Genomic DNA, 19,490 nt, shown 5'->3' with positions numbered 1-19,490 from the left:
CGTGGGCTCACCTGAACCTTTCTGGAGCGGGCATTTTGGCGAGCGGGAAAGCCCGCTCGCCACAAGCCTGGCGGGCATTCTTCAACAGTGTTTGCAAGCGAGCCACACAGGCCTCGCTGGCCGCCTGCATCGGTGCCCGCAACTCACTGCCGATCAGCCCCTGCAACGCCAGCGCAGCCTTAACTGGCGCGGGGTTGGGCTCCATGAACATTGTGTTGATCAACGGCAGCAAGGCAAAGAAGGTGGCCCGCGCCTCGGCCAGCCTGTTATCCCGCACTTGCTGGTATAGCGCTACGAACTGCTCGGTGTGTACATGGGCCGATGCCGCAATCGCTCCCGTGGCGCCCAGGCACAGCGCGTTGAAAAGCTGAATATCCTCGCCGCACAGCACATCCACCTCGCCACTGGCCAGCAGCGCCAGGGTATTTGCCAGGTTGCCGCCACAGTCCTTGATCGCCACGATACGCTCGTGGGCCACGATGCTCAGCAAGGTGGCCTGCTCAAAGGTCGCGCCGGTCCGATAGGGAATGTCGTAGAGAATGACCGGCACGCGGGATGCATCGGCCACGGTGCGAAAGAACGCCGCGAGACCGGCCTGGGACGGGCGAATATAACTCGGCGCCGGCACCAGCAACCCGGCTATCGGGCGCTCGAGGATGTGCTGCTGAAACTGCAGCAGCTCACGCTGGTTATTGCCCGACAGGCCTATCACCACACGACCGGCGGGTACTTGTTGCAACACGGCATCGAGCACCGCCAGTTGTTCATCTCGGCTCAGCGCAGCGGCTTCACCGGTGGTGGTGCACACCATGATCCCGGCCACGTGTTTGTCCAGCAGATGGCCGACCAGCCGCCGCAGGCTGATGAAATCGATGGCGCCGTCCTGAAACGGGGTGACCACGGGAACCCAGATACCTTGAAACGATGACATGCACTTTCTCCTGAAGGTGGACCGGTAAAGTCACCGTCAGAAGGGCAGGGGCTATTGTGCAAGGGAGGAGGGGATCCGCGCTCAATGTCCTGTCAGCTCATCTGACGGGACAGCGCGCCCCGGTCACATGAGCGACTGTTTCTTCGATTTGAGGGCGTGCGCAACGCAACCTTGCGCCTTGGCAATCAAGCCAATGACGGAAAGGTTAACGAACGTGGTTGCGGACATTTGCTGACACACCCTGAGTAAGGGGTCCATCATCAGGGGATGTCAGCAAATGTGTCAAGTGCGTGCAGCACGGTGAATTCGACGGTCAATACGTCGCTTTGTTCAGATGCGCTGCGCGTTAGGTTTCAAGGCTGCGCACCCGAGTCGGCCACGTCCTGTCAGCCATCGCGCGGACAAACGATCGGCGGCGACCATGAGTTTGATACAGTCTCCACGGCCAGCGGGTCATGAGAGAAAACGGGTGTGCAACGCTGGATTCTGCAAATCAATGGAGGGGGTAGCCTGATGGCTAAAAAACAGATTGAAGTCGTCAGTCAAAACCTTGAAGTGTCAATTTGGCAATCGGCTCAATGGCTGAATAAACCGAGCCTTTACCAAAGCTTTGCTGACCACTCTTTAGAGGTTTTTACGGACTTCCAAACCGATTTCTGGCGTGAAACTCATTATGGGTTCATTCGAGACAGCGGACATTTCCTGGGGTTTGAGACCACGGGGGGCTTTACCGCTCAAGTCAGAGTTAACGCCGATTTTCGCGAACTCTATGACCAGGCGGGCATTATGGTCAGGCTCAATGAGCAGACCTGGCTCAAGGCAGGCATTGAATATAACGATGGAATGCCAATGATCAGCAGCGTGCTCACACACGGCTCGTCTGACTGGGCGCCCAGCTGTTTTTCTGGCGACCCGAGCGATTTTTGGCTGCGTTTGACCGTTTCCGAGGGCGTGTTGCGCTTGCAATACTCCACCGACGGCGTGACGTGGCCATTGCTCAGGCTTGCGGCATTTCCACACGCCGAGCGCTACAGGGTTGGCCCTATGTGCTGCACACCGCAGCGGCAAGGGTTGAGGGTGAGGTTTTCTGAATGGTCTTTGAGCGCGCCGCTTGGGCGAGACCTGCATGATTTGAGCTAGCCAATCCGGGCAGGTCAGTCACGCACATGACGTGGGAAATGAGGCTCGTCCGGAGGCTGTCCGTCGCCACGCCTGCCCGCCGCAGTTTCCAGTGAGCGGACAAGCCAGGGAGCCTGACGTGGGTGATGCCTACGGGCGATCTGTCCAGACGGCGAGCTCATATCCATCCGGATCAAGGAAGTGAAACCTGCGCCCACCAGGGAACGCGAAGGTCTCGCGGCTGATTACCGCGCCAAGCGCTTTAAGTCGCTGTTGCGCCCCTTCAAGGTCATCCGAATACACAATAACTAAAGGGCCGCCGGGCCTTACGGGCTCCCCGGTGGTGAACCCGCCGGTCAGTCGGCCATCGCTGAATTCGCTATAGGTGGGGCCGTAGTCAACGAACGTCCAGCCAAACACGCTGCCGTAAAAGGCTTTGCTGCGGGCGATGTCACCCACGTTGAATTCGATATTGTCGATCTGGCGGTTTTTTCCGCGAACACTCATGGTGGCCTCCTTGGCTGACGTTTGAGAGGCGAGTGTAGCGGCTTGCGCCTCTGACTGGGTTACCATGCCGCCGCGAAATTCCCGCCGTCCTGCCCTGGCCCCCTATGTCCTCCAACGCGCTGTATACCGACCTGTCTATTTACTACGACCTGATGTGCGCCGACATCGACTACCGGGCACAGAGCCACAGCGTGCAGCGCCTGCATCAACTGTTCGGCAATGGCGGGCGCCGGCACCTGGACCTGGCCTGCGGCACCGGGCCGCACGTGCGTTATTTCCTCGACGCCGGCTTTCGCAGTACCGGGCTGGACATCAGCCAGCCCATGCTTGACCTCGCCCGACTGCGCTGCCCGCAAGCGCAGTTCAGTTGCCAGGACATGGCGAGTTTCCAGGTCGACGAGCCACAGGACCTGATCACCTGCTTTCTCTACTCCACCCACTACAACGCCGGGCTGACGCAACTGAGCGCGTGCCTGGCCAGCGTACACCGCGCGCTCGCCGACAACGGCGTGTTCTGCTTCAACGCGGTGGACAAGCGTCACATCGACAACCGTTTGCTGGTACGCCATAGCGTGACGTTTGAAGACAGCCTATTTTCCTTCGGCTCCGGCTGGCATTACAGCGGGGAGGGCGAGCAGCAGGCGCTGCGCTTGAGTATTGAAAAGACCACTGCGGGGGTGACCGAGGCCTGGCAGGATGAGCACGCCATGGTTGCGCTGAGTTTTGTCGAGCTTGAGCAGTTGTTGCAGCCACACTTCGACGTGCAGGTGTTTGAGCATGACTACGAGCGGATCACGCCTTGGGAGGGGGTGACGGGCAATGCGTTGTTTGTGTGTGTGAAGCGCTGAGTCTCTGGGAGGCTGAACCCTCGACGGTTCAGCCTCGAGGGTTTAACGCGAAAACACCGACGCTGCTTCTTGTTCCTCGGTGCCCACGTCATGCAGGGAAATTCTCGACGTTTCCGGCAATGCCAAGCCGCCGGCCAGCGCCAGTAATGCCACGGCGATCAGGTAAAACGCCGGTGACAGGTTGCTGCCGGTGGTGCTGATCAGCCACGTCGCCATCAGTGGCGCGGTACCGCCGAAGATCGTGTAAGCCATGTTGTACGTGATTGCCGAAGCGGTATATCGCGTGCGCGTCGGGAATGTCTCTGACAGCAGCGCCGCTGTGACCACCCCACACAACACGGCACCCACTGCCAGCAACATTACCCCGATAACAGACGCTGCGAACGACCCGGAACTGGCCATCAGGAACGATGGGTAGACCACCAGCATCAACAGCACACAGGCCGTCATCACCGTGACGCGACGCCCCACCCGGTCTGAATACAGCCCCGCGAGAGGGCAAATTGCCGCGGCGAAAATCAGCGCAATCAGCGACACCAGCAACGCGCCTGCCCGACTCAGCCCACCGGCCACTTGCAGGTAGGTCGCGAAGTAGGTGGTGAACATATAAAACGACAGCGCGGTCAGCGACACAAAAGCGCCCAGGCAGCAGATCGCGGCACCATGGTGGCGCAAGGTCTCCTTGAGCGGTGAGTGGGCCACTGCGTGCTCCTGCTTCACGGCCTGGAACGCCGGCGTTTCATCCAGCTTCCAGCGCAGGTACAGCCCCACCAGCCCCAGTGGCGCGGCGATCAGGAACGGCAAGCGCCAGCCCCAGCTGCCCATCGCCTCGGCGGACAACGACGCCTCAAGCGCATACGCCACCACGGCAGCAGCGGCGAACGCGGAGAACGTGGACACCGGCACGAAGCTGCCGTACCAGGCGCGTTTGTCACTGGGCGCATGTTCCATCAGGTAAGCACAGGCGCCGGCGTATTCGCCCCCGGCGGAGAAGCCTTGGGCGCAGCGAATCAGCGACAACAGGATCGGCGCGGTGACGCCGATCGCGGCGTAGGTGGGCAGCAGGCCGATCAGGGTGGTGGCACCGGCCATCAGCAGAATCGTCATGGCCAGGGTGCGTTTACGGCCGATGCGGTCGCCAAGCATGCCGAAGAAAATCCCGCCCAGCGGCCGGAAGGCAAACGCCACGGCAAATACCGCAAAGGTCTTGAGCAGTGCCACGCTGGCGTCGCCGCTGGGGAAGAACTGCTGGGCAATGGTGGTGGCAAGAAACCCGTAGACGGCAAAGTCAAACCATTCGACGAAGTTACCGATGCCGGCGGCGATGATGACCTTGCGCAGGGTTTTGGGGCTGACCTGTTCGGTGGAAGCACTCGTCATGGGTGAAGGCCTCGAAAGGGGTAGGGGAGATGCTTGATTATCGGAGGTGGGGCGCGGGCGCCGGGGTTCAAAAGAGTCGTCCGCGTAGTCAGCAGCGACTGGAGGGGCGGGTGCAGGAACTGGGCCAGATGCGGCGGGAGGTATTGAGGGGGCGGGCACCCGGTGACGCGAAAAGCACCGGCAGGGCATCCAGGAGGCAAAGAGTCGAAAGCCGCATGGTCTTACCTGGCATCTGCGCGCAAGGCCTAAAACCAAAGAGTGGCCATGAAGTACCTCAGGAGCGAAAGCACTCCCGCAAAGATGTGCAGCAGCACGGGCACCAATAGGCCAGCGCTGCGCACCCGCGCATAGCCCAGGATGATTGACAGCGTGCCGACCAGCAGGAAGTTTGTCCAATGGGCGTAGGGCATATGCATGAGCATATACAGCGCAGTCGTGAACAGGATTGCCACGTACCGCCAACGACGGTGACCCAGGGGGAACAGGCGAATCAGGAAGTGACGGTACAGGAGCTCTTCGAGCGTTGAAATAATCACCAACGTCATGGCGAAGAGCAGCAGCTTTTTCGTCATGGATTGGGTGCCCGCCAGCGGCGTGGGCTCCTGCCAATATCCGAACCCGACGTCCAGACCGGTACTGACCAGGTAAGCCCCCAGCACCCATGGCGCACACTGCTTGAGCGTGTTGCCCAGGTCGTGCCCCACCAGGGCACGCACCCCGCCTGAGTGCCTGCGCTCGACCCACGCGAATATCAGCAGCACCACCAATGAAGCACTGATGCTCATCCACAGCGTCGAGGCTTTGCCAACCGCGAATATGAGCACCAGTTGAACCGCAAAATACAACAGGATCGCCAGGCAAGCCATCAAGAGGCGACGCCGCCAGGAATAGGTGTCCATGTCAGCCGTGGAGAGCCCTGATAACGCTGTGTCCTTCACCCCATACGTCCTTTTATGCGATTGGTTGGCCGCCTATATTAACCAACGCGCGCAGCAGGGGCTGATATATCGACCTGAGCCTTGAACGCTCCCTCAGGTCCGGCCCGTCATGGATGAAAGCGCCTGCCCAGGGCATCGAGCCTGACCGCAATCGGTGGCAATTGTTCGCTGCTCCTGGCCAACAGCTCCACATCATCGGCCGTGCTCTGTGCGATGTTTTGCACCGACTGCAAGCGCCCGACAATCTCCAGGTTCGCTTCGGTCTGCTCGCGCGTGGTGGTGACAATCTGCCCGTTGAGCGCATCAATCCGCGCAATGTCATTGCCCACCGCTTGCAGCATCTGGACGGCCACCTGGCTGTCTTCCACGCAGCGTTCCACACCTTGGCGGCTGTCGTGCATCGCCTCTACGGCCTGACGACTGCCGTGCTGCAAGCCTTCGATGATGGTTTTGATTTCCTGGGTGGACACCGCCGTGCGCTGGGCCAGGCTGCGCACTTCGTCGGCAACCACTGCGAAGCCACGACCTTGTTCGCCCGCGCGGGCGGCTTCGATGGCGGCGTTGAGGGCGAGCAGGTTGGTCTGGTTGGCGATGCTGCTGATGACTTCCAGCACCGAGCCGATCTGTTCGGCTTGCACGGCCAGACCCTGGACGGTCTGGTTGGTGCCTTCCAGGCGGGTGGCCAGTTGGGTGATTTCATGTTGCGCGCGGCCGACGCTTTCCTGGCCGCGCAGGATTTGTTTGCTGGCGACACCGGCATGCTCAACGGCGTGTTCAACGTGCACGGCGATGTGGCCCATGGCGTGCTCCATGCGTTGCATTGAGCCGGTCATTTCGCTGATTTCGGCCAACTGGTGGCGTGCGCCTTTTTCCAGGGTGCCGCTGGCGTGGGCCAGTTCCTGGCCGAGTTGGCCCAGGCCGTGGGAGTCACGGGCCACGCCGTCGATCAGGTGGGTGAGTTGTTGCAGGAAATGGTCGAAGCGCTTGGCCAGGGAGACGCGGACCTTGCCGTCGCCCTCGGCGCTTGCCTCGGAGAACCGGGAGGTCACGGCGAGCATCTTCTCGAGCATGTCCTGGCTTTCCACCGCTTCGGCCTGGCTGTGCACGGCGAGGTAGAGCAAGGCGACAGTTTCCATCAGCACGTAGAAAGCATGCACGAATACCATGGTCCAGCCGCCGTGGTGTTGCATCACAAACACCGGGAAACCTTGGTGTTGCAAGGCGTGGAAGACCACGTGGTGCACGGCGATGGTGAGCGCCGCGACCAAAATCGGTAGCCAGTCCCGATAGAACGTCAGCACCGCCAGCAACGCAAAGATGCCAAAGTGCGATTCGATCACGCCCTGCGCCTGGTTGATATGCAGCGCCGCCATGACCATCAGGCCTGCACCCAATGCACAACGCATCATGCGGGTGCCGCCGATGGCCCGATACAACAGGGTGAGCACCAAGCTGGTGCCGCCGCCGATGACGACCGCCTGGATCAGGGTGTCGTGCCAGAACGCCAAGCCCAGAGAGAACAGGAACATCAGCCAGATCAACGCCAGCATAATGCGGTCGGCCTTGCGGTAATGCTCTATGAAACGCGGGCGGTGAGGCATGCACTCTTACTCCATGTGGGCTGGCCTGGAACAAAGCATGCTGCGTGCCATGATGGCACTCTGATGTTAAGTCGAACAGGTATCAGGATGTTTGCAGATGCAGGCGAGCCAAAAGGCCTATCGGCATTTCGAGAGCAGACTTTAAGCAGGGCAGCCCGAGTGGGCTGCCGCGAGAACGATCAGAAGCTGTACTTGGCCGTCAACATCATGTTTCGGGGGTTGCCGTAGCTGTCGCCACCGTAGTCCACCGAGTTGGAGATGGACGAGTAATAGCTGCGGTCAAAGATGTTGTTCGCGTTGAGCTGCAGGTCGAGGTGTTGGTTGACCCGGTAGCCGGCCATCAGATCGGTGACGGCGTACGCGCCTTGTTGCAGGCGGTAGCTGCTGCCATCGGCCAGGGCGATGTCGTTGTACATACGGCTTTGCCAGGAGATGTTGCCGCCCACGCGGAATTTCTCCAGCGGGCCCTGGAGGTTGTAGCGGGTGGTCAGTTTGAACAGGTGCTCAGGCGTGTCGGTGTCGTACTGTTTGTTGACCTTCTGCGGGTTGGCTGTGTCCTTGATGGTATGGGTGCGCGCGTAGGTGTAGCCACCGCCGACCTGCCAGTTTTCGGTCAATGCACCTTGCAGTTCGAAGTCGATACCCTGGCTGCGAATCTCGCCGGAGGCGTCGTAGCACTCGGTCTGCGGGCAGTTCTGCACCGTGACTTTTGTGGCGCGGTTCTCCTGGTCGACACGGAACAGCGCCACGCTGGCATTGAGCGCACCTCCCAGGTATTCGCCTTTGATACCGACCTCGTAGTTTTTGCCCTCAATCGGTTTGACCGGTGTGCCCGAGATGTCCTTGGAGCTCTGCGGCGTGAAGATATCGCTGTAGCTGACGTAGACCGAGTGATGGTCGTCCAGCTCGTAGATCAGGCCGGCGTAGCGGGTGAGGTTGCGGGTGACCTTGTAGTCGCCGGTGTTACTGCCATGGGCGTCATAGTCGTACCAGTCCAGGCGGCCGCCGAGGATCAGCTTGAGCGGGTCGGCCAGGCTCAGGCGCGTGGTGAGGTAAAGGCCGTCCTGGGTGGTGATTTCACGGGTGTCCGAGGTGTGGACGAAGTCCGGCTTGCCCGCGCTGAGCGGCCAGTTGGTGTTATAGGGGCTGTAGTCGTGGCTGGTCATGTCGTAGATGCGTCGGCTGGCGCCCACCACCAGTTCATGGCTGCGCCCGAACGCCTGGAACGGGCCGCTGGCAAAGGCGTCGACGCCGGCCTGGTTTTCATCGTAGGCGGCCTGGTACACCGTACGCGCCAGGGACTTGTCGGCGGCCCAGCGCGATTGGTAGGAGCCCGAGAACAAGGCTTTCTGCTCGGCGTAGTTGGCGTTGACCTGCAGCGCCCAGTCGTTGGCCAGTTGCTGGCGCAGTTCGGCGAACACCGTATTGATTTCCTGGTCCTTGTTCTCCCAGTCGGTGCCTGGGTTGTAGGAACGCGGCAGGTCCAGGTGGTGACCGTCCAGGCCGACCATCGAGGAGCCCCAGAAGTAGTTGGTCTTGTCCTTTTGGTTGGAGTAACCCAGGGTCAGGCGGGTGTCTTCGCTCAGGTCGGCTTCGGTGACGGCGTAGAACAGGCCGTGATACTCCTCGGCGTTGTCGATGAAGCTGTTGGCGTCGCGGTAAGAGGTGACCACGCGACCGCGCCAGGTGCCGCTGTCGTTAAGCGGGCTGGAAGCGTCCAGCTCGCCACGGTAGTCGTCCCAACTGCCGGCGGCGCCGGTCAGGGTGACCTTCTGCTCGTCCAGTGGGCGTTTGCGGATCAGGTTGATGGCGGCCGACGGGTTGCCCGCGCCGGTGACCAGGCCGGTGGCGCCGCGCACCACTTCGACGCGGTCGAACATCGCCAGGTTGGGTTGGGCCCCGACCGTTACCCCGTTATAGCCGCTCGGGATGCCGTCATACATCAGGTTGTCGATGTCAAAGCCACGCGAGGTGTAGGACTGCCGCCCAGGGCCGCTGGAGAAATTCAGGAACAGCCCGGGCGTGGCGTTGACCACATCGTTGATGCTGGTCATCGCCTGGTCGTCCATGCGCTGGCGGGTGATGACGGTAACGGCCTGTGGGGTTTCACGCAGGGTCAGGGGCAGTTTGGTCGCCGTCTTCATCGCGCCCGTGGTGTAGGACTGCGTGCCCTCGGTAATTTCGCTTAATTGCTGCTCGCCGGAGACTTGGGTGGCGCCCAGTTCCAACGTGGTGGCCGGCGCTTCTGGCTCGGCGGCGAAGGCCGTTTGTGAGGTGGCAAGACACACCGCGAACGCGATCAGACTCGGTGAAAAACCTTTACCTGCAGGTTGTTGCACAGACATGGAACTGACTCTCCCCGACGCGCCGTCCGTGGCGAATAATAAAACGGTTGATAATTATTCGCATCAGTCTGGCAGATTGAGCCTGTGGGAAAAAGCCTTTGGCGAGAATTGGTTAACGAATTTTTCACATCGAATGGGCAGGCGATTCGCCATCACCTGCCACGACTTTTCCGGATATGGGCGCGTTCAATCGCGCTTCGGTATCGCCACCCGACTCGTCGCTTTCACCTCCCGCAGCGCCAGGCTCGACTGGATCGACGCAATCCCCAACTGGCGCCTCAGCACGCTCTCGACAAACTCGCTGTAGCTGTCCAAATCTTCTGCCAGCACCTGCAACAGGTAGTCCGCATCGCCGGTGATTTTGTGACAGGACAGCACCTGAGGCAGCTCTTTGACCACCGCTTCAAACGCGTCCGGCGCATGGTCGGTGTGGATGGCAAAGCGCACATGCACAAACGCCATGATGTCCAGGCCGAGCATCTTGCGGTCCAGATTGGCCTGGTAGTCCTTGATCACGCCTTCCTCTTCCAGACGTTTGCGCCGACGCCAGCAGGGCGTAAGGCTCAATGCCAGGCGCTCGCTCAGCTGGGCGTTGGAAATACTCGCGTCTTCTTGCAACAACGCAAGGATGGCGAGATCGGTGTCGTCAAGAGCGACCTGCTTGGTTTTATTTTTCATATTTGTCTTTGTTAGAGGTAAAAACACCCGATAAAGCTAACAGCGTCAGAAGTAAAAGCAAAGAAAGCCCGGTCAAGCCAGAACAAAATAGGCCCTGTCTTTTACTGGCGGATGTATACCAATGCTGACTGTTTTTAGTGATGACCACCGTTTGCACCACGGCACCGAGTTGAAAGATGGCGTGCTCAAACCCTCCTTCGAACAACCCAGCCGCGCCGACACCGTGCGTGACCGCGTAAAGCATGTGGGGCTCGGTGACATCATCGTGCCGCGCACCTTCGACCGCGCCTGTTACGTCAACGCCCACAGCGAGCGCTACGTGGCCTTCCTCGAAACGGCGTGGGCCGAGTGGACCGCCATCGGCCGCAACCACGACGCATTGCCGCTGGTATGGCCGGTACGCGATTTGGCCAACCAACAAGTACCGGACTTCATCGACGGCAAGCTGGGCTTCTTTGCCATGGACGCCGGCTCGCCGATCACCGCCACCACCTGGAACGCGGTCAAGACCAGCGCCGATATCGCGCTCACCGGCCTGGCACTGATCGACGAAGGCCACAACAGTGCGTTCGCGCTGTGCCGGCCACCGGGTCACCATGCCGCCCGCGAATACATGGGCGGTTATTGCTACCTCAACAACGCCGCGATTGCCGCGCAACAGGCCATTACCCAAGGCGCCAAGCGCGTCGCGGTGCTGGATGTGGATTTCCACCACGGCAACGGCACGCAAAATATTTTCTACGACCGTGCCGACGTGCTGTTCATCTCCTTGCACGGCGACCCGGCGGTCTCCTACCCGTATTTTTCCGGCGCCGCCAGTGAGCGTGGCGTCGGCGCGGGGGAGGGCTTCAACCTCAATTACCCGCTGCCCAAAAACACCACCTGGGACCACTACAAAACCGCCCTGGCCGACGCCTGCCGGCAATTACGCCAGTTCGCCCCTGAGGTGCTGGTGATTTCCCTCGGCGTGGACACCTTCAAGGACGACCCCATCAGCCACTTCCTGCTCGACAGCGACGACTTCCTCAGCATGGGCCAGCTCATTGCCGGTGTTGGTGTGCCGACGTTGTTCGTAATGGAAGGCGGCTACATGGTCGATGAGATCGGCATCAATGCCGTCAACGTGCTGCACGGTTTCGAACGCCACACCGCCTGATCCCAATAACAACTAAACGCCACACTTTTTTCTGCCAAAACTCAAAAACATAACAAGAGGTTTTGTGATGAAAACAACCACGTCCGGGCTTTGCGAAAAGCCTGCGTTGCAACGCACCCTGAGCAACCGTCACATCCAACTGATGGCCATGGGCGGTGCGATCGGCACCGGCCTGTTCATGGGCTCCGGCAAGATCATTGCGCTGTCCGGCACATCGATCATCCTTATCTACATGATCATTGGGCTATTCGTGTATTTCGTGATGCGCGCCATGGGCGAGCTGCTGCTGTCCAACCTCAACTTCAAAAGCTTTGCCGATTTTGCCGGTGCTTACCTGGGGCCGCGCGCGGCGTTCTTTCTCGGCTGGTCGTACTGGCTGAGCTGGAGCGTGGCGGTGGTGGGGGATGCGGTGGTGGTCGGAGGATTCTTCCAGTACTGGTTCCCCGACGTCCCCGCCTGGGTACCGGCCGTGGGCATGCTGATGACGCTGTTCGCGTTGAATGTGCTGACGGTCAAACTGTTCGGTGAAGTGGAGTTCTGGTTCGCGATCATCAAGATCATCGCCGTGGTGACGCTGATTGGCGTCAGCGGAGTGCTGATCGCCACCTCGTTCGTTTCGCCCACCGGCGTGACCGCGTCCCTGGGCCACCTGTTGGATGCTCAGGCGGCGTTCCCCAATGGCCTGTTCGGCTTTTTTGCCGGCTTCCAGATGGCGATCTTTTCATTCGCCGGCACCGAGCTGATCGGCACCGCCGCCGCCGAAACCCGTGCGCCGGAGAAGACCTTACCCAAGGCGATCAACTCGATTCCGCTGCGCATCATTCTGTTCTACGTGCTGGCCCTGGCGTGCATCATCGCCGTGACCTCGTGGCAACAGGTGTCGCCGACCAAGAGCCCGTTCGTGGAGCTGTTCCTGGTGGCGGGCTTTCCGGCTGCCGCGGGGCTGGTCAATTTCGTGGTGCTGACCTCGGCGGCGTCCTCGGCCAACAGCGGGGTGTTTTCCGCCAGCCGCATGTTGTTCGGGCTCGCCGATCTGGGCGATGCACCGGGCATCTTCGGGCGCCTGTCGAACAGCAGCGTGCCGTTTATCAGTCTCGCGTTCACCACATTGCTGATGCTGATCGGCCTGGTGCTGCTGTTCGTGGTGCCCGAGGTGATGACGGCGTTCACCATTGTGTCGACGGTCTCGGCGATTCTGGTGATTTTCACCTGGTCGACCATTCTCGCGTCCTACATCGCCTACCGTAAAAAGCGCCCGGACCTGCACGCCAAGTCCCTCTACAAAATGCCCGGCGGTGTGCCGATGGCCTGGTTCTCGCTGGCGTTCCTGGTGTTTGTGCTGGGCCTGCTGGCGTTGCGGCCGGACACACGCCTGGCGCTGTGCGTGATGCCGGCCTGGTTTATTTGGCTGGCGATTGCCTATCAGATCAGAATGCCATTCTCAGGCCGAACGTCCCTCGGCGGCCATTGAGCTACACAAACACGATCTCGTAAGGCTCGCGAATCCTCTCCAGCAACTCCTGGGCCAGCATCGGCGCCAAGCCGATCTGGGGGTCGCCGCTCAATTGGCTGGCAAACGCATGGGTGGCGTGGAGTTTGCGCGCCACGCTCCAGGTGTCCAGGCGCACCTTGCGCGCCCGATGCCAGGGGATGACGGCACTCTCGCGCAGCGGCCAGTGCCAGGCACGGATCGGCAGTTCATACAGGTGCGCGCCTGCCACACTGCAGGCGTTGGCGGCCGCGCGGCCAACGGCGTCGTGGTCGTGGTTACCGTCGTTGCGCCAGGTGGTGAACACCATGTCGCCGGGTTGCAGGTAGCGCGCAATGAACTGGCTTAATTGGGGTTCGCGGGCGGCCAGGGCGTTATCGCAAAACCCGCCACGGATCCACTTCAAACTGTGCAGGGGCATGCCCAGGCGGCGCAAAGCCTCGGCACTTTCCTGCGGACGCACCACGCTCAAGCGGCTCGCCGGCCATACATGGGAGCCGGGGTGGCTGGCGCTGCCGTCGGTGATGGAGATCAGTTGCAGGGGATGCTCCAGCGTACTGAGCAATTGCAGGATACCGCCGCACGCCAGCACTTCGTCGCCGGGGTGCGGCGCGATGATCACCACGCGGGCTTTGCCGGGCACCAATGAGTCGGCTGATATTGGCGGGATTTGCGCCAGTTGAGGCGCGCTGTTCCAGATTTGTGCAGGGCCGCGACGGCCTTCGCTTAATGAGGCAGATTTCATGGGTGTCACATCCTTGTTCAAGGGTGCCGGGTCGTGCCCCGTTGAGGGGCCGTCCCGCGCTTATTGACCACAGACTCCGCTGTGGTGTTCGCAGGGCCATTCGATCGTGAATGACTGGCAAGGCGTCATGAGCATAGACAAGGATCGGCGGTTTTTACATTTTGCAATCGCGTTTTTTCAGGACGCCTGCAACAGGCTCTTCAAATAATCGCCGAATCCGCCTTCGGCTCGCGCTTCCAGGCGCGCGCTGGTGACTACTTGAGGGCCGTGGCTCCAGGCGATGGACGCGCCACACCGTTCGAGGTTGCGCACCAGTTGCACATCTTCATGGCACGCCAGCGGTTCGAAGCCGCCCGCGCGGATATACGCCCCTGCGCTCACCCCCAGATTGGCGCCGTGGATATGCCGATGTCCGTCCCGCGCCTCGTAGCCCTGGTGATAACGGATCTGCGCTGCCGGGTCGAAGCCTTCACTCCAGGCGTCCACCGTCACAGTGCCGCACACGGCATCGGAACCCAGCGCCAGTTGCGCTACCAGCCAGTCTGGGGCGACGCGGCTGTCGGCGTCGGTGCAGGCAATCCAGCGCGCCCCTTGGTTAAGCAGGTGCCGCGCGCCGGCGCCACGTACCTGGCCGACATTGCGCGCTTGCAGTTCCAGACGTTGCACCGGGTACGCCTGGGCGATGGCGGCACTGCCATCGCTGCAACTGTCGAGTACCACCAGGATCTGTACCGGTTCGCCCAGCAGGCCGGGGTGGCGCGCGGCGATCAGCGCGGCGTCCAGGCAGTCGGCCAACAACGTTTCTTCGTTATGTACCGGGATCAGAATACCGATCATCGCAGGCCCTCATGGCGGGCGACCGAGGTGCCATCGCGGCTCCACAGGTCGAGAAGAAAGTCGGGGTCGTCGAGGCTGGCGACTCGGGTCATGCCCAGTTGCTGCTCAAGCCGGGCGTGCACCTGCTCGGCCGTCTGCGGGCAGCCTTCGATAGGCGAACGCCAGTGGCAGGCGAGCAATTGGCCGTCGGCGGTCAAGCCGGCCAGGGCGCGTTCGATCAAAACGCGCAGGTCGTCGGCGTCCAGGTAGTACCCCAGCTCACTGAGGACGATCAAATCGAACTGCCCCTGCGGCCACTGTTCGGGCAGGCGATTCTGCTGCACCTGCGCATGGGGGAAACCCAGCAGGCGGCTGCGCGCCAGGCTGACGGCGGCCGAGGCGGTGTCGCAGCACAGCAGGCGATCACACCGTGGTGCCAGTTCAAAGCTCAACTCGCCGTTGGCGCAGCCCGGTTCGAAGATCGATGCATAGCGCGGCCGTGTCAGCATCGCCAGGGTCATGGCGCGCTTGCGGCGCTCATACCAGCGTTGGCGAAACGCCCACGGGTCGTCGTTTTCGGCGAACAGTTGATCAAAATACGGCGTGGCCACACTCATATGAACACCACTTCAAAAGGTTGCAGCAAACGCTCCACCACATAGGGCGCCAGCACTGGCGCGAGGCCGATCTGCGGGTCGCCTTCAAGCTGGCTGGCAAAGGCGTGGATGGCGTGACGCTTGCGGGCCACCGCTGCGCAGGTGAGGGGGATTTTGCGCGCGCGGTGCCAGGGCACCAGGCTGTCCTCGGCGGTTGCCCAATGCCAGGTCCACACCGGCAGTTCGTATAGCGTGGCGCCCACCGCCTGCACCGCCTTGGCACTGGCGCGGCCGACGGCTTCGTGGTCGCAATGCCCGTCCTCGCGCCACGTGGTGAACAGCACGTCCGTGGGTTTGAGGTAGCGCTGGATAAACTCAACCAACTGTTCCTCGCGCGCGGCGACGTTACTGTCGGCGAAACCGGCGCGCAGCCATTTGAGGCTGTGCAGCGGCACCCCCAGGCGATGCAGGGCCTGCGCCGATTCCTGCGGACGCACCACGCTCAGGCGCTCCACCGGCCAGCGCCGCGAACCTGGGTGACTGGCGCTGCCGTCGGTTACCGAGATCAACTGCATGGGCCGTCCCAACGCTGCCAACCCTTGCAACAGGCCGCCGCAGCCGAGCACTTCATCGTCCGGGTGGGGGGCGATGATCACCGCGCGGTGACCTTCGGGCACCAACTCCTGGACACTGATCAGCGGCAACTCGGCCATGCGCGGTGACGTTTGCCAATGCTGCAGCGGCGTACCCTGGCCGACGATAGGGTTGGGTTTCATAACTGCCACCTCCCTGTGGGTTCGCCGGCCACCTGTTCGCCGAGGGCGGCCAGGTCGCGTTCGGCATGGCTTTGGCGCAGGTACACCGGCAGGTCTGCCATCAACTGCGCAAAGTGTGGGTCCTTGCAATAAGGCCCGGCGCCGACGGCGCGGCCGACATGGCGTATCACCTGTTCCACGGTCGCTTCGATACAGGCGCGGGTCTGCTGAGCCAATTGCTGCGCGTTGGCGGTGGGGGCGCGATCGATCTGCTCGGCGGCGGCGCGTAAGACGCAGGCGGCACTGTGCAGGGCGCTGTCGACGGCACCCAAATGGGCCAGGGCATGGGGCTCCTTACGGCTGCTGCACTGCTCGCGCAGAGCCTCTGCCAGCCGTTGCGCCGCGCCATACCAGCACGCGGCGATGCCGACCCCGCCTTGCCAGAAACCAGGCCGGGCGAGGTAGTCGCCAGGGGCGCCGACGGCAAGCCCCCAGGCGCCATCGAAGATAACGTCGACACTGCCGCTGGCGGCCATGCCCACGGCGTTCCAGCCTTCATCCGTGACCGTCACGCCCGCGTGTTGCATCGGCACCGCCACCAACTGCTGACGGTCTTGTTCATCCCAGGCGGTCAGCAGCCCGTGGCTGACCACCGTCGCTCCGGAACACCAGGCCTTGCGCCCCTCCAAGCGCAGGCGCTGACCCTCACGGCGCACGCGCACCTTGGCAGTCGGCGGTTCGGCCGCCCACATGCCCCAGATGCTGCCCGAGGGCGGCAAAGGGCTGCGCAGCTCGGCAAAAATCGCCAGGGCGTCGGTGTGGCCTTCGAACAGTTTGCACAGGCGCAAGTCGTGCCCGGCCACCTCGGCCAGGCGACTGAAACGCGCCAATGTCTCACCGCTGCCCGGAAGCGGCAGCTGGTCGAGGCCTTCTTCCTGAAGCGCCTTCAGGGCCTGGCCCAGGGCCTGCGTGTCCGCATAGCCCCGAAAGCCCTGAAGGCATCCATGCAACGCCATCTCACACCTCGTCTTCGCGCTGCAGCTCAAACAGCAGCAGCGAACGTCCGGTCACCGCGTACTCGTGGTCAAAATCAAAGCGCTCCTGACCGCGCACCGCGATGTCATTGGTGTCGAGCATGCAGGTCCAGAACTCACCCTCGGGCACTGGCGGCAGACGGAAATTAACCATGTCGTGGTGCGCGTTCACTACCAGCAACAGCGTGGCATCGGCACCCGCACGGCGAATCCCGGTCTCCTGGGCGCGGCCGTCCATCAGCATGCCGAGGCAGCGGCCGTGAGCGTCCTGCCACTGTTCGATGGTCATTTCGTTGCCGTCGGGGGCGAGCCAGGTCACGTCCTTGACGCCGATGTCTTCGTTGTAGTCGCCGACCAGGAAGCGCCCCCGGCGCAGGATCGGGTACGCCAGGCGCAGTTTGATCAAGCGCTTCACGAACTTGAGCAGCGACTTGCCGTCCTCGTCCAGGTCCCAGTTGACCCAGCCGATCTCGCTGTCCTGGCAATAGGCGTTGTTATTGCCGTGCTGAGTGCGGGCAAATTCGTCACCGGCGACGATCATCGGCGTGCCCTGAGCCAGCAGGAGGGTGGCGAAGAAGTTGCGCATTTGGCGCAGGCGCAGTTCGTTGATCTGCGGGTCGTCGGTAGGGCCTTCGACGCCGTGGTTCCAGGACAGGTTGTTGTTGCTGCCGTCCTGGTTGTTCTCGTCGTTGTCTTCGTTGTGCTTGTCGTTGTACGACACCAAGTCATGCAGGGTGAAACCGTCGTGGGCGGTGATGAAATTCACCGAGCTGTATGGCCGGCGGCCCCGATGGTTGAACATCTCGCCCGACGCGGTCATGCGCCCGGCAAAGTCCGCCAGTTGCCCGTCGTCGCCTTTCCAGAACGCGCGCACGGTGTCGCGGAAACGGTCGTTCCATTCCACCCAGCCCGGCGGGAAGTTGCCCACCTGATAACCACCGGGACCGCAGTCCCAGGGCTCGGCGATGAGTTTGAGCTGGCGCAATACCGGGTCCTGGCGGCAGGCCACGAGGAAGCTGTGGCGCTCGTCGAAGCCGTCACGGTAGCGGCCAAGAATGGTTGCCAGGTCAAAGCGGAAACCATCGACATGCATCTCGTTGGCCCAGTAACGCAACGAGTCGGTGACCATTTGCAGCACGCACGGGTGGCTCAGGTCCAGGGTGTTGCCGGTGCCGGAATCGTTGATGTAGAAGCGCTTGTCGTCCGGCATCAGGCGATAGTACGAGGCATTGTCGATGCCGCGCATGGACAGGGTCGGACCGCGCTCGTTGCCCTCGGCGGTGTGGTTGTAGACCACGTCGAGGATCACTTCCAGCTTCTGCTCATGCAGGTGCGCGACCATCTCCTTGAACTCGGCGATCTTGCCGCTGGCCAGGTAGCGCGGGTCAGGGGCGAAAAACGCGATGCTGTTATAGCCCCAGTAGTTGGTCATGCCTTTTTCCAGCAGGTGCTGGTCGTTGACGAAGGCGTGTACCGGCAACAGCTCGACCGAAGAAATGCCCAACTGGCGAATGTGCTTGAGCACATCGTCTTCCATCAGCCCGGCGCAGGTGCCGCGCACCGATTCACCGACGGAGGGGTGGCGCATGCTGATGCCGCGCAGATGGGTTTCATAAATGATCGTGCGGTCCCACGGCACCCGCACCGGCTGGTCGTTGCCCCAGGTGTGCGCCGGGTCAATGACCTTGCATTTAGGCACGAAGGGCGCACTGTCGCGCTCGTCGAAGCTGAGGTCGTCGTCGGGGTGGCCGATGGTGTAGCCGAACAGCGCCTCGGACCATTTCAACTCGCCCACCAATTGTTTGGCGTAGGGGTCGATCAGAAGTTTGTTGTGGTTGAAGCGATGGCCGTTGGCCGGGTCATAGGCACCGTAAACGCGGTAGCCGTAGATCAACCCCGGATGGGCGTCGGGCAAGTAGCCGTGGAAGATTTCGTCGGTGTATTCAGGCAGTTCGATACGTTCGAGTTCCACTTCGCCGGTGTCGTCGAACAGGCACAGCTCTACCTTGGTGGCATTGGCCGAGAACAGCGCAAAGTTGACGCCCAGGCCGTCCCAGGTGGCGCCGAGGGGGAAGGGCAAACCTTCACGAATCCGCGACGGCTCATTGCCCGGCGTCGATGGGGTTTTATGGGGTTTGCTCATTAAGTGTTGCTCCTGCAAGGGTCTTTTTCCGGGCCGAACGCGGCCGTGCCGACGGTGGGTCAGCTGAGAAGTCTGAAAAGTAAGGTCACCTCCTGCCGACGTTGTCGGGAGGAGGTTCATGGCGTCACGGGGTTTAGGGTTTGGGCTTTTTCGGTGCCGGCGGTTTTTTCGCCGCTGGAGCGGCAGGTTTGCTCACCGCCGCAGGCTTGGCTTTCGCCGCAGAAGGTTTGGGCGCCGTCTTGGGCTTGGCGGCCGGTTTTGGCTTGCTTGGCGTGAGCGCTTCCGCTTCAGCCAGCTTGCGCGCCATCTCCCAGTGCCGCGCGTCCTCGCCGTGAGGCTTACCCTCGGATTCCCAGATCTGGTGCGCCAATTCGCGTATGCGTTTGTCTTCAGTACTCATCGCAATGCT

The 19,490-nt window shown here is 61.8% G+C and carries 18 protein-coding genes; 4 read left to right on the top strand and 14 right to left on the bottom strand.

The features are described 5' to 3' along the window. Window positions 1-7: 7 nt before the first annotated feature. A complete protein-coding gene (gene dapA / locus PSH59_RS14215) occupies window positions 8-931 on the bottom strand; it encodes a 4-hydroxy-tetrahydrodipicolinate synthase (RefSeq protein ID WP_305392970.1) in 924 nt (307 codons plus the stop codon). 561 nt (window positions 932-1,492) lie between these two features. Between dapA and PSH59_RS14210 the strand changes: the two genes are divergently transcribed. Then, window positions 1,493-2,071, top strand: a complete 579-nt coding sequence (locus PSH59_RS14210; protein ID WP_370694430.1) for a DUF1349 domain-containing protein — start codon at window positions 1,493-1,495, stop codon at window positions 2,069-2,071. A gap of 129 nt (window positions 2,072-2,200) precedes the next feature. Here the strand turns inward: PSH59_RS14210 and PSH59_RS14205 are convergent, their stop codons facing one another. Continuing rightward, the gene (locus PSH59_RS14205) at window positions 2,201-2,557 is read right to left on the bottom strand and encodes a VOC family protein (RefSeq protein WP_248080838.1); all 357 of its coding nucleotides are present in this window, start codon (window positions 2,555-2,557) and stop codon (window positions 2,201-2,203) included. A 104-nt stretch (window positions 2,558-2,661) separates the two neighbouring features. Here PSH59_RS14205 and PSH59_RS14200 point away from each other — a divergent pair, with 104 nt between their 5' ends. Next, window positions 2,662-3,405 carry a class I SAM-dependent methyltransferase gene (locus tag PSH59_RS14200; RefSeq protein WP_305392969.1) on the top strand — a complete coding sequence of 248 codons (744 nt, stop codon included), beginning with the start codon at window positions 2,662-2,664 and terminating at the stop codon, window positions 3,403-3,405. A 42-nt stretch (window positions 3,406-3,447) separates the two neighbouring features. Here PSH59_RS14200 and PSH59_RS14195 read toward each other — a convergent pair whose 3' ends face one another. From PSH59_RS14195 to PSH59_RS14175, 5 genes are all read right to left on the bottom strand, one after another. Then, window positions 3,448-4,785 carry an MFS transporter gene (locus PSH59_RS14195; RefSeq protein ID WP_305392968.1) on the bottom strand — a complete coding sequence of 446 codons (1,338 nt, stop codon included), beginning with the start codon at window positions 4,783-4,785 and terminating at the stop codon, window positions 3,448-3,450. A gap of 245 nt (window positions 4,786-5,030) precedes the next feature. Beyond that, window positions 5,031-5,723, bottom strand: a complete 693-nt coding sequence (locus PSH59_RS14190; RefSeq protein WP_305392967.1) for a CPBP family intramembrane glutamic endopeptidase — start codon at window positions 5,721-5,723, stop codon at window positions 5,031-5,033. Between the two features lie 107 nt (window positions 5,724-5,830). Beyond that, entirely contained in the window at window positions 5,831-7,324 is a 1,494-nt protein-coding gene (locus PSH59_RS14185; RefSeq protein ID WP_305392966.1) for a methyl-accepting chemotaxis protein, read from the bottom strand. A 179-nt stretch (window positions 7,325-7,503) separates the two neighbouring features. Further along, window positions 7,504-9,669 (bottom strand): TonB-dependent siderophore receptor, encoded by a 2,166-nt coding sequence (locus PSH59_RS14180; protein ID WP_248080850.1) that lies wholly within the window; start codon window positions 9,667-9,669, stop codon window positions 7,504-7,506. A gap of 186 nt (window positions 9,670-9,855) precedes the next feature. After that, on the bottom strand, window positions 9,856-10,347 hold the full coding sequence (locus tag PSH59_RS14175) for an Lrp/AsnC family transcriptional regulator (protein ID WP_305392965.1): 492 nt from the start codon (window positions 10,345-10,347) through the stop codon (window positions 9,856-9,858). A gap of 121 nt (window positions 10,348-10,468) precedes the next feature. Between PSH59_RS14175 and PSH59_RS14170 the strand changes: the two genes are divergently transcribed. Both PSH59_RS14170 and PSH59_RS14165 read left to right on the top strand, forming a co-directional pair. Further along, window positions 10,469-11,503, top strand: a complete 1,035-nt coding sequence (locus tag PSH59_RS14170; protein WP_248080854.1) for a histone deacetylase family protein — start codon at window positions 10,469-10,471, stop codon at window positions 11,501-11,503. 67 nt (window positions 11,504-11,570) lie between these two features. Beyond that, entirely contained in the window at window positions 11,571-12,974 is a 1,404-nt protein-coding gene (locus PSH59_RS14165) for an amino acid permease (protein WP_305392964.1), read from the top strand. Window position 12,975: 1 nt separating this feature from the next. Here PSH59_RS14165 and PSH59_RS14160 read toward each other — a convergent pair whose 3' ends face one another. The 7 genes from PSH59_RS14160 to PSH59_RS14130 all read right to left on the bottom strand — a co-directional run bounded on the left by PSH59_RS14160 (window position 12,976) and on the right by PSH59_RS14130 (window position 19,481). Next, a complete protein-coding gene (locus tag PSH59_RS14160) occupies window positions 12,976-13,737 on the bottom strand; it encodes a PIG-L deacetylase family protein (RefSeq protein ID WP_248080858.1) in 762 nt (253 codons plus the stop codon). Between the two features lie 177 nt (window positions 13,738-13,914). Beyond that, the gene (locus tag PSH59_RS14155; RefSeq protein WP_305392963.1) at window positions 13,915-14,574 is read right to left on the bottom strand and encodes a glycosyltransferase family 2 protein; all 660 of its coding nucleotides are present in this window, start codon (window positions 14,572-14,574) and stop codon (window positions 13,915-13,917) included. Continuing rightward, entirely contained in the window at window positions 14,571-15,170 is a 600-nt protein-coding gene (locus tag PSH59_RS14150) for an SAM-dependent methyltransferase (protein ID WP_305392962.1), read from the bottom strand. The genes PSH59_RS14155 and PSH59_RS14150 overlap by 4 nt, the downstream gene beginning before the upstream one ends. After that, the gene (locus PSH59_RS14145; RefSeq protein WP_305392961.1) at window positions 15,167-15,925 is read right to left on the bottom strand and encodes a PIG-L deacetylase family protein; all 759 of its coding nucleotides are present in this window, start codon (window positions 15,923-15,925) and stop codon (window positions 15,167-15,169) included. The genes PSH59_RS14150 and PSH59_RS14145 overlap by 4 nt, the downstream gene beginning before the upstream one ends. Next, window positions 15,922-16,920, bottom strand: a complete 999-nt coding sequence (locus PSH59_RS14140) for an acyl-CoA dehydrogenase family protein (RefSeq protein WP_305392960.1) — start codon at window positions 16,918-16,920, stop codon at window positions 15,922-15,924. The genes PSH59_RS14145 and PSH59_RS14140 overlap by 4 nt, the downstream gene beginning before the upstream one ends. A 1-nt stretch (window position 16,921) precedes the next feature. Then, window positions 16,922-19,081 carry a glycogen debranching protein GlgX gene (gene glgX, locus PSH59_RS14135; RefSeq protein WP_248080870.1) on the bottom strand — a complete coding sequence of 720 codons (2,160 nt, stop codon included), beginning with the start codon at window positions 19,079-19,081 and terminating at the stop codon, window positions 16,922-16,924. Window positions 19,082-19,214: 133 nt separating this feature from the next. After that, the gene (locus tag PSH59_RS14130; protein ID WP_248080872.1) at window positions 19,215-19,481 is read right to left on the bottom strand and encodes a DUF2934 domain-containing protein; all 267 of its coding nucleotides are present in this window, start codon (window positions 19,479-19,481) and stop codon (window positions 19,215-19,217) included. Between the last annotated feature and the right edge of the window lie 9 nt (window positions 19,482-19,490).

It is taken from the genome of Pseudomonas sp. FP2309 (genome assembly GCF_030687575.1).
GTDB lineage: Bacteria > Pseudomonadota > Gammaproteobacteria > Pseudomonadales > Pseudomonadaceae > Aquipseudomonas.
The sequence above is the reverse complement of the archived record's forward strand: the minus strand, read 5'-3'. Positions and strand labels throughout refer to the sequence as shown.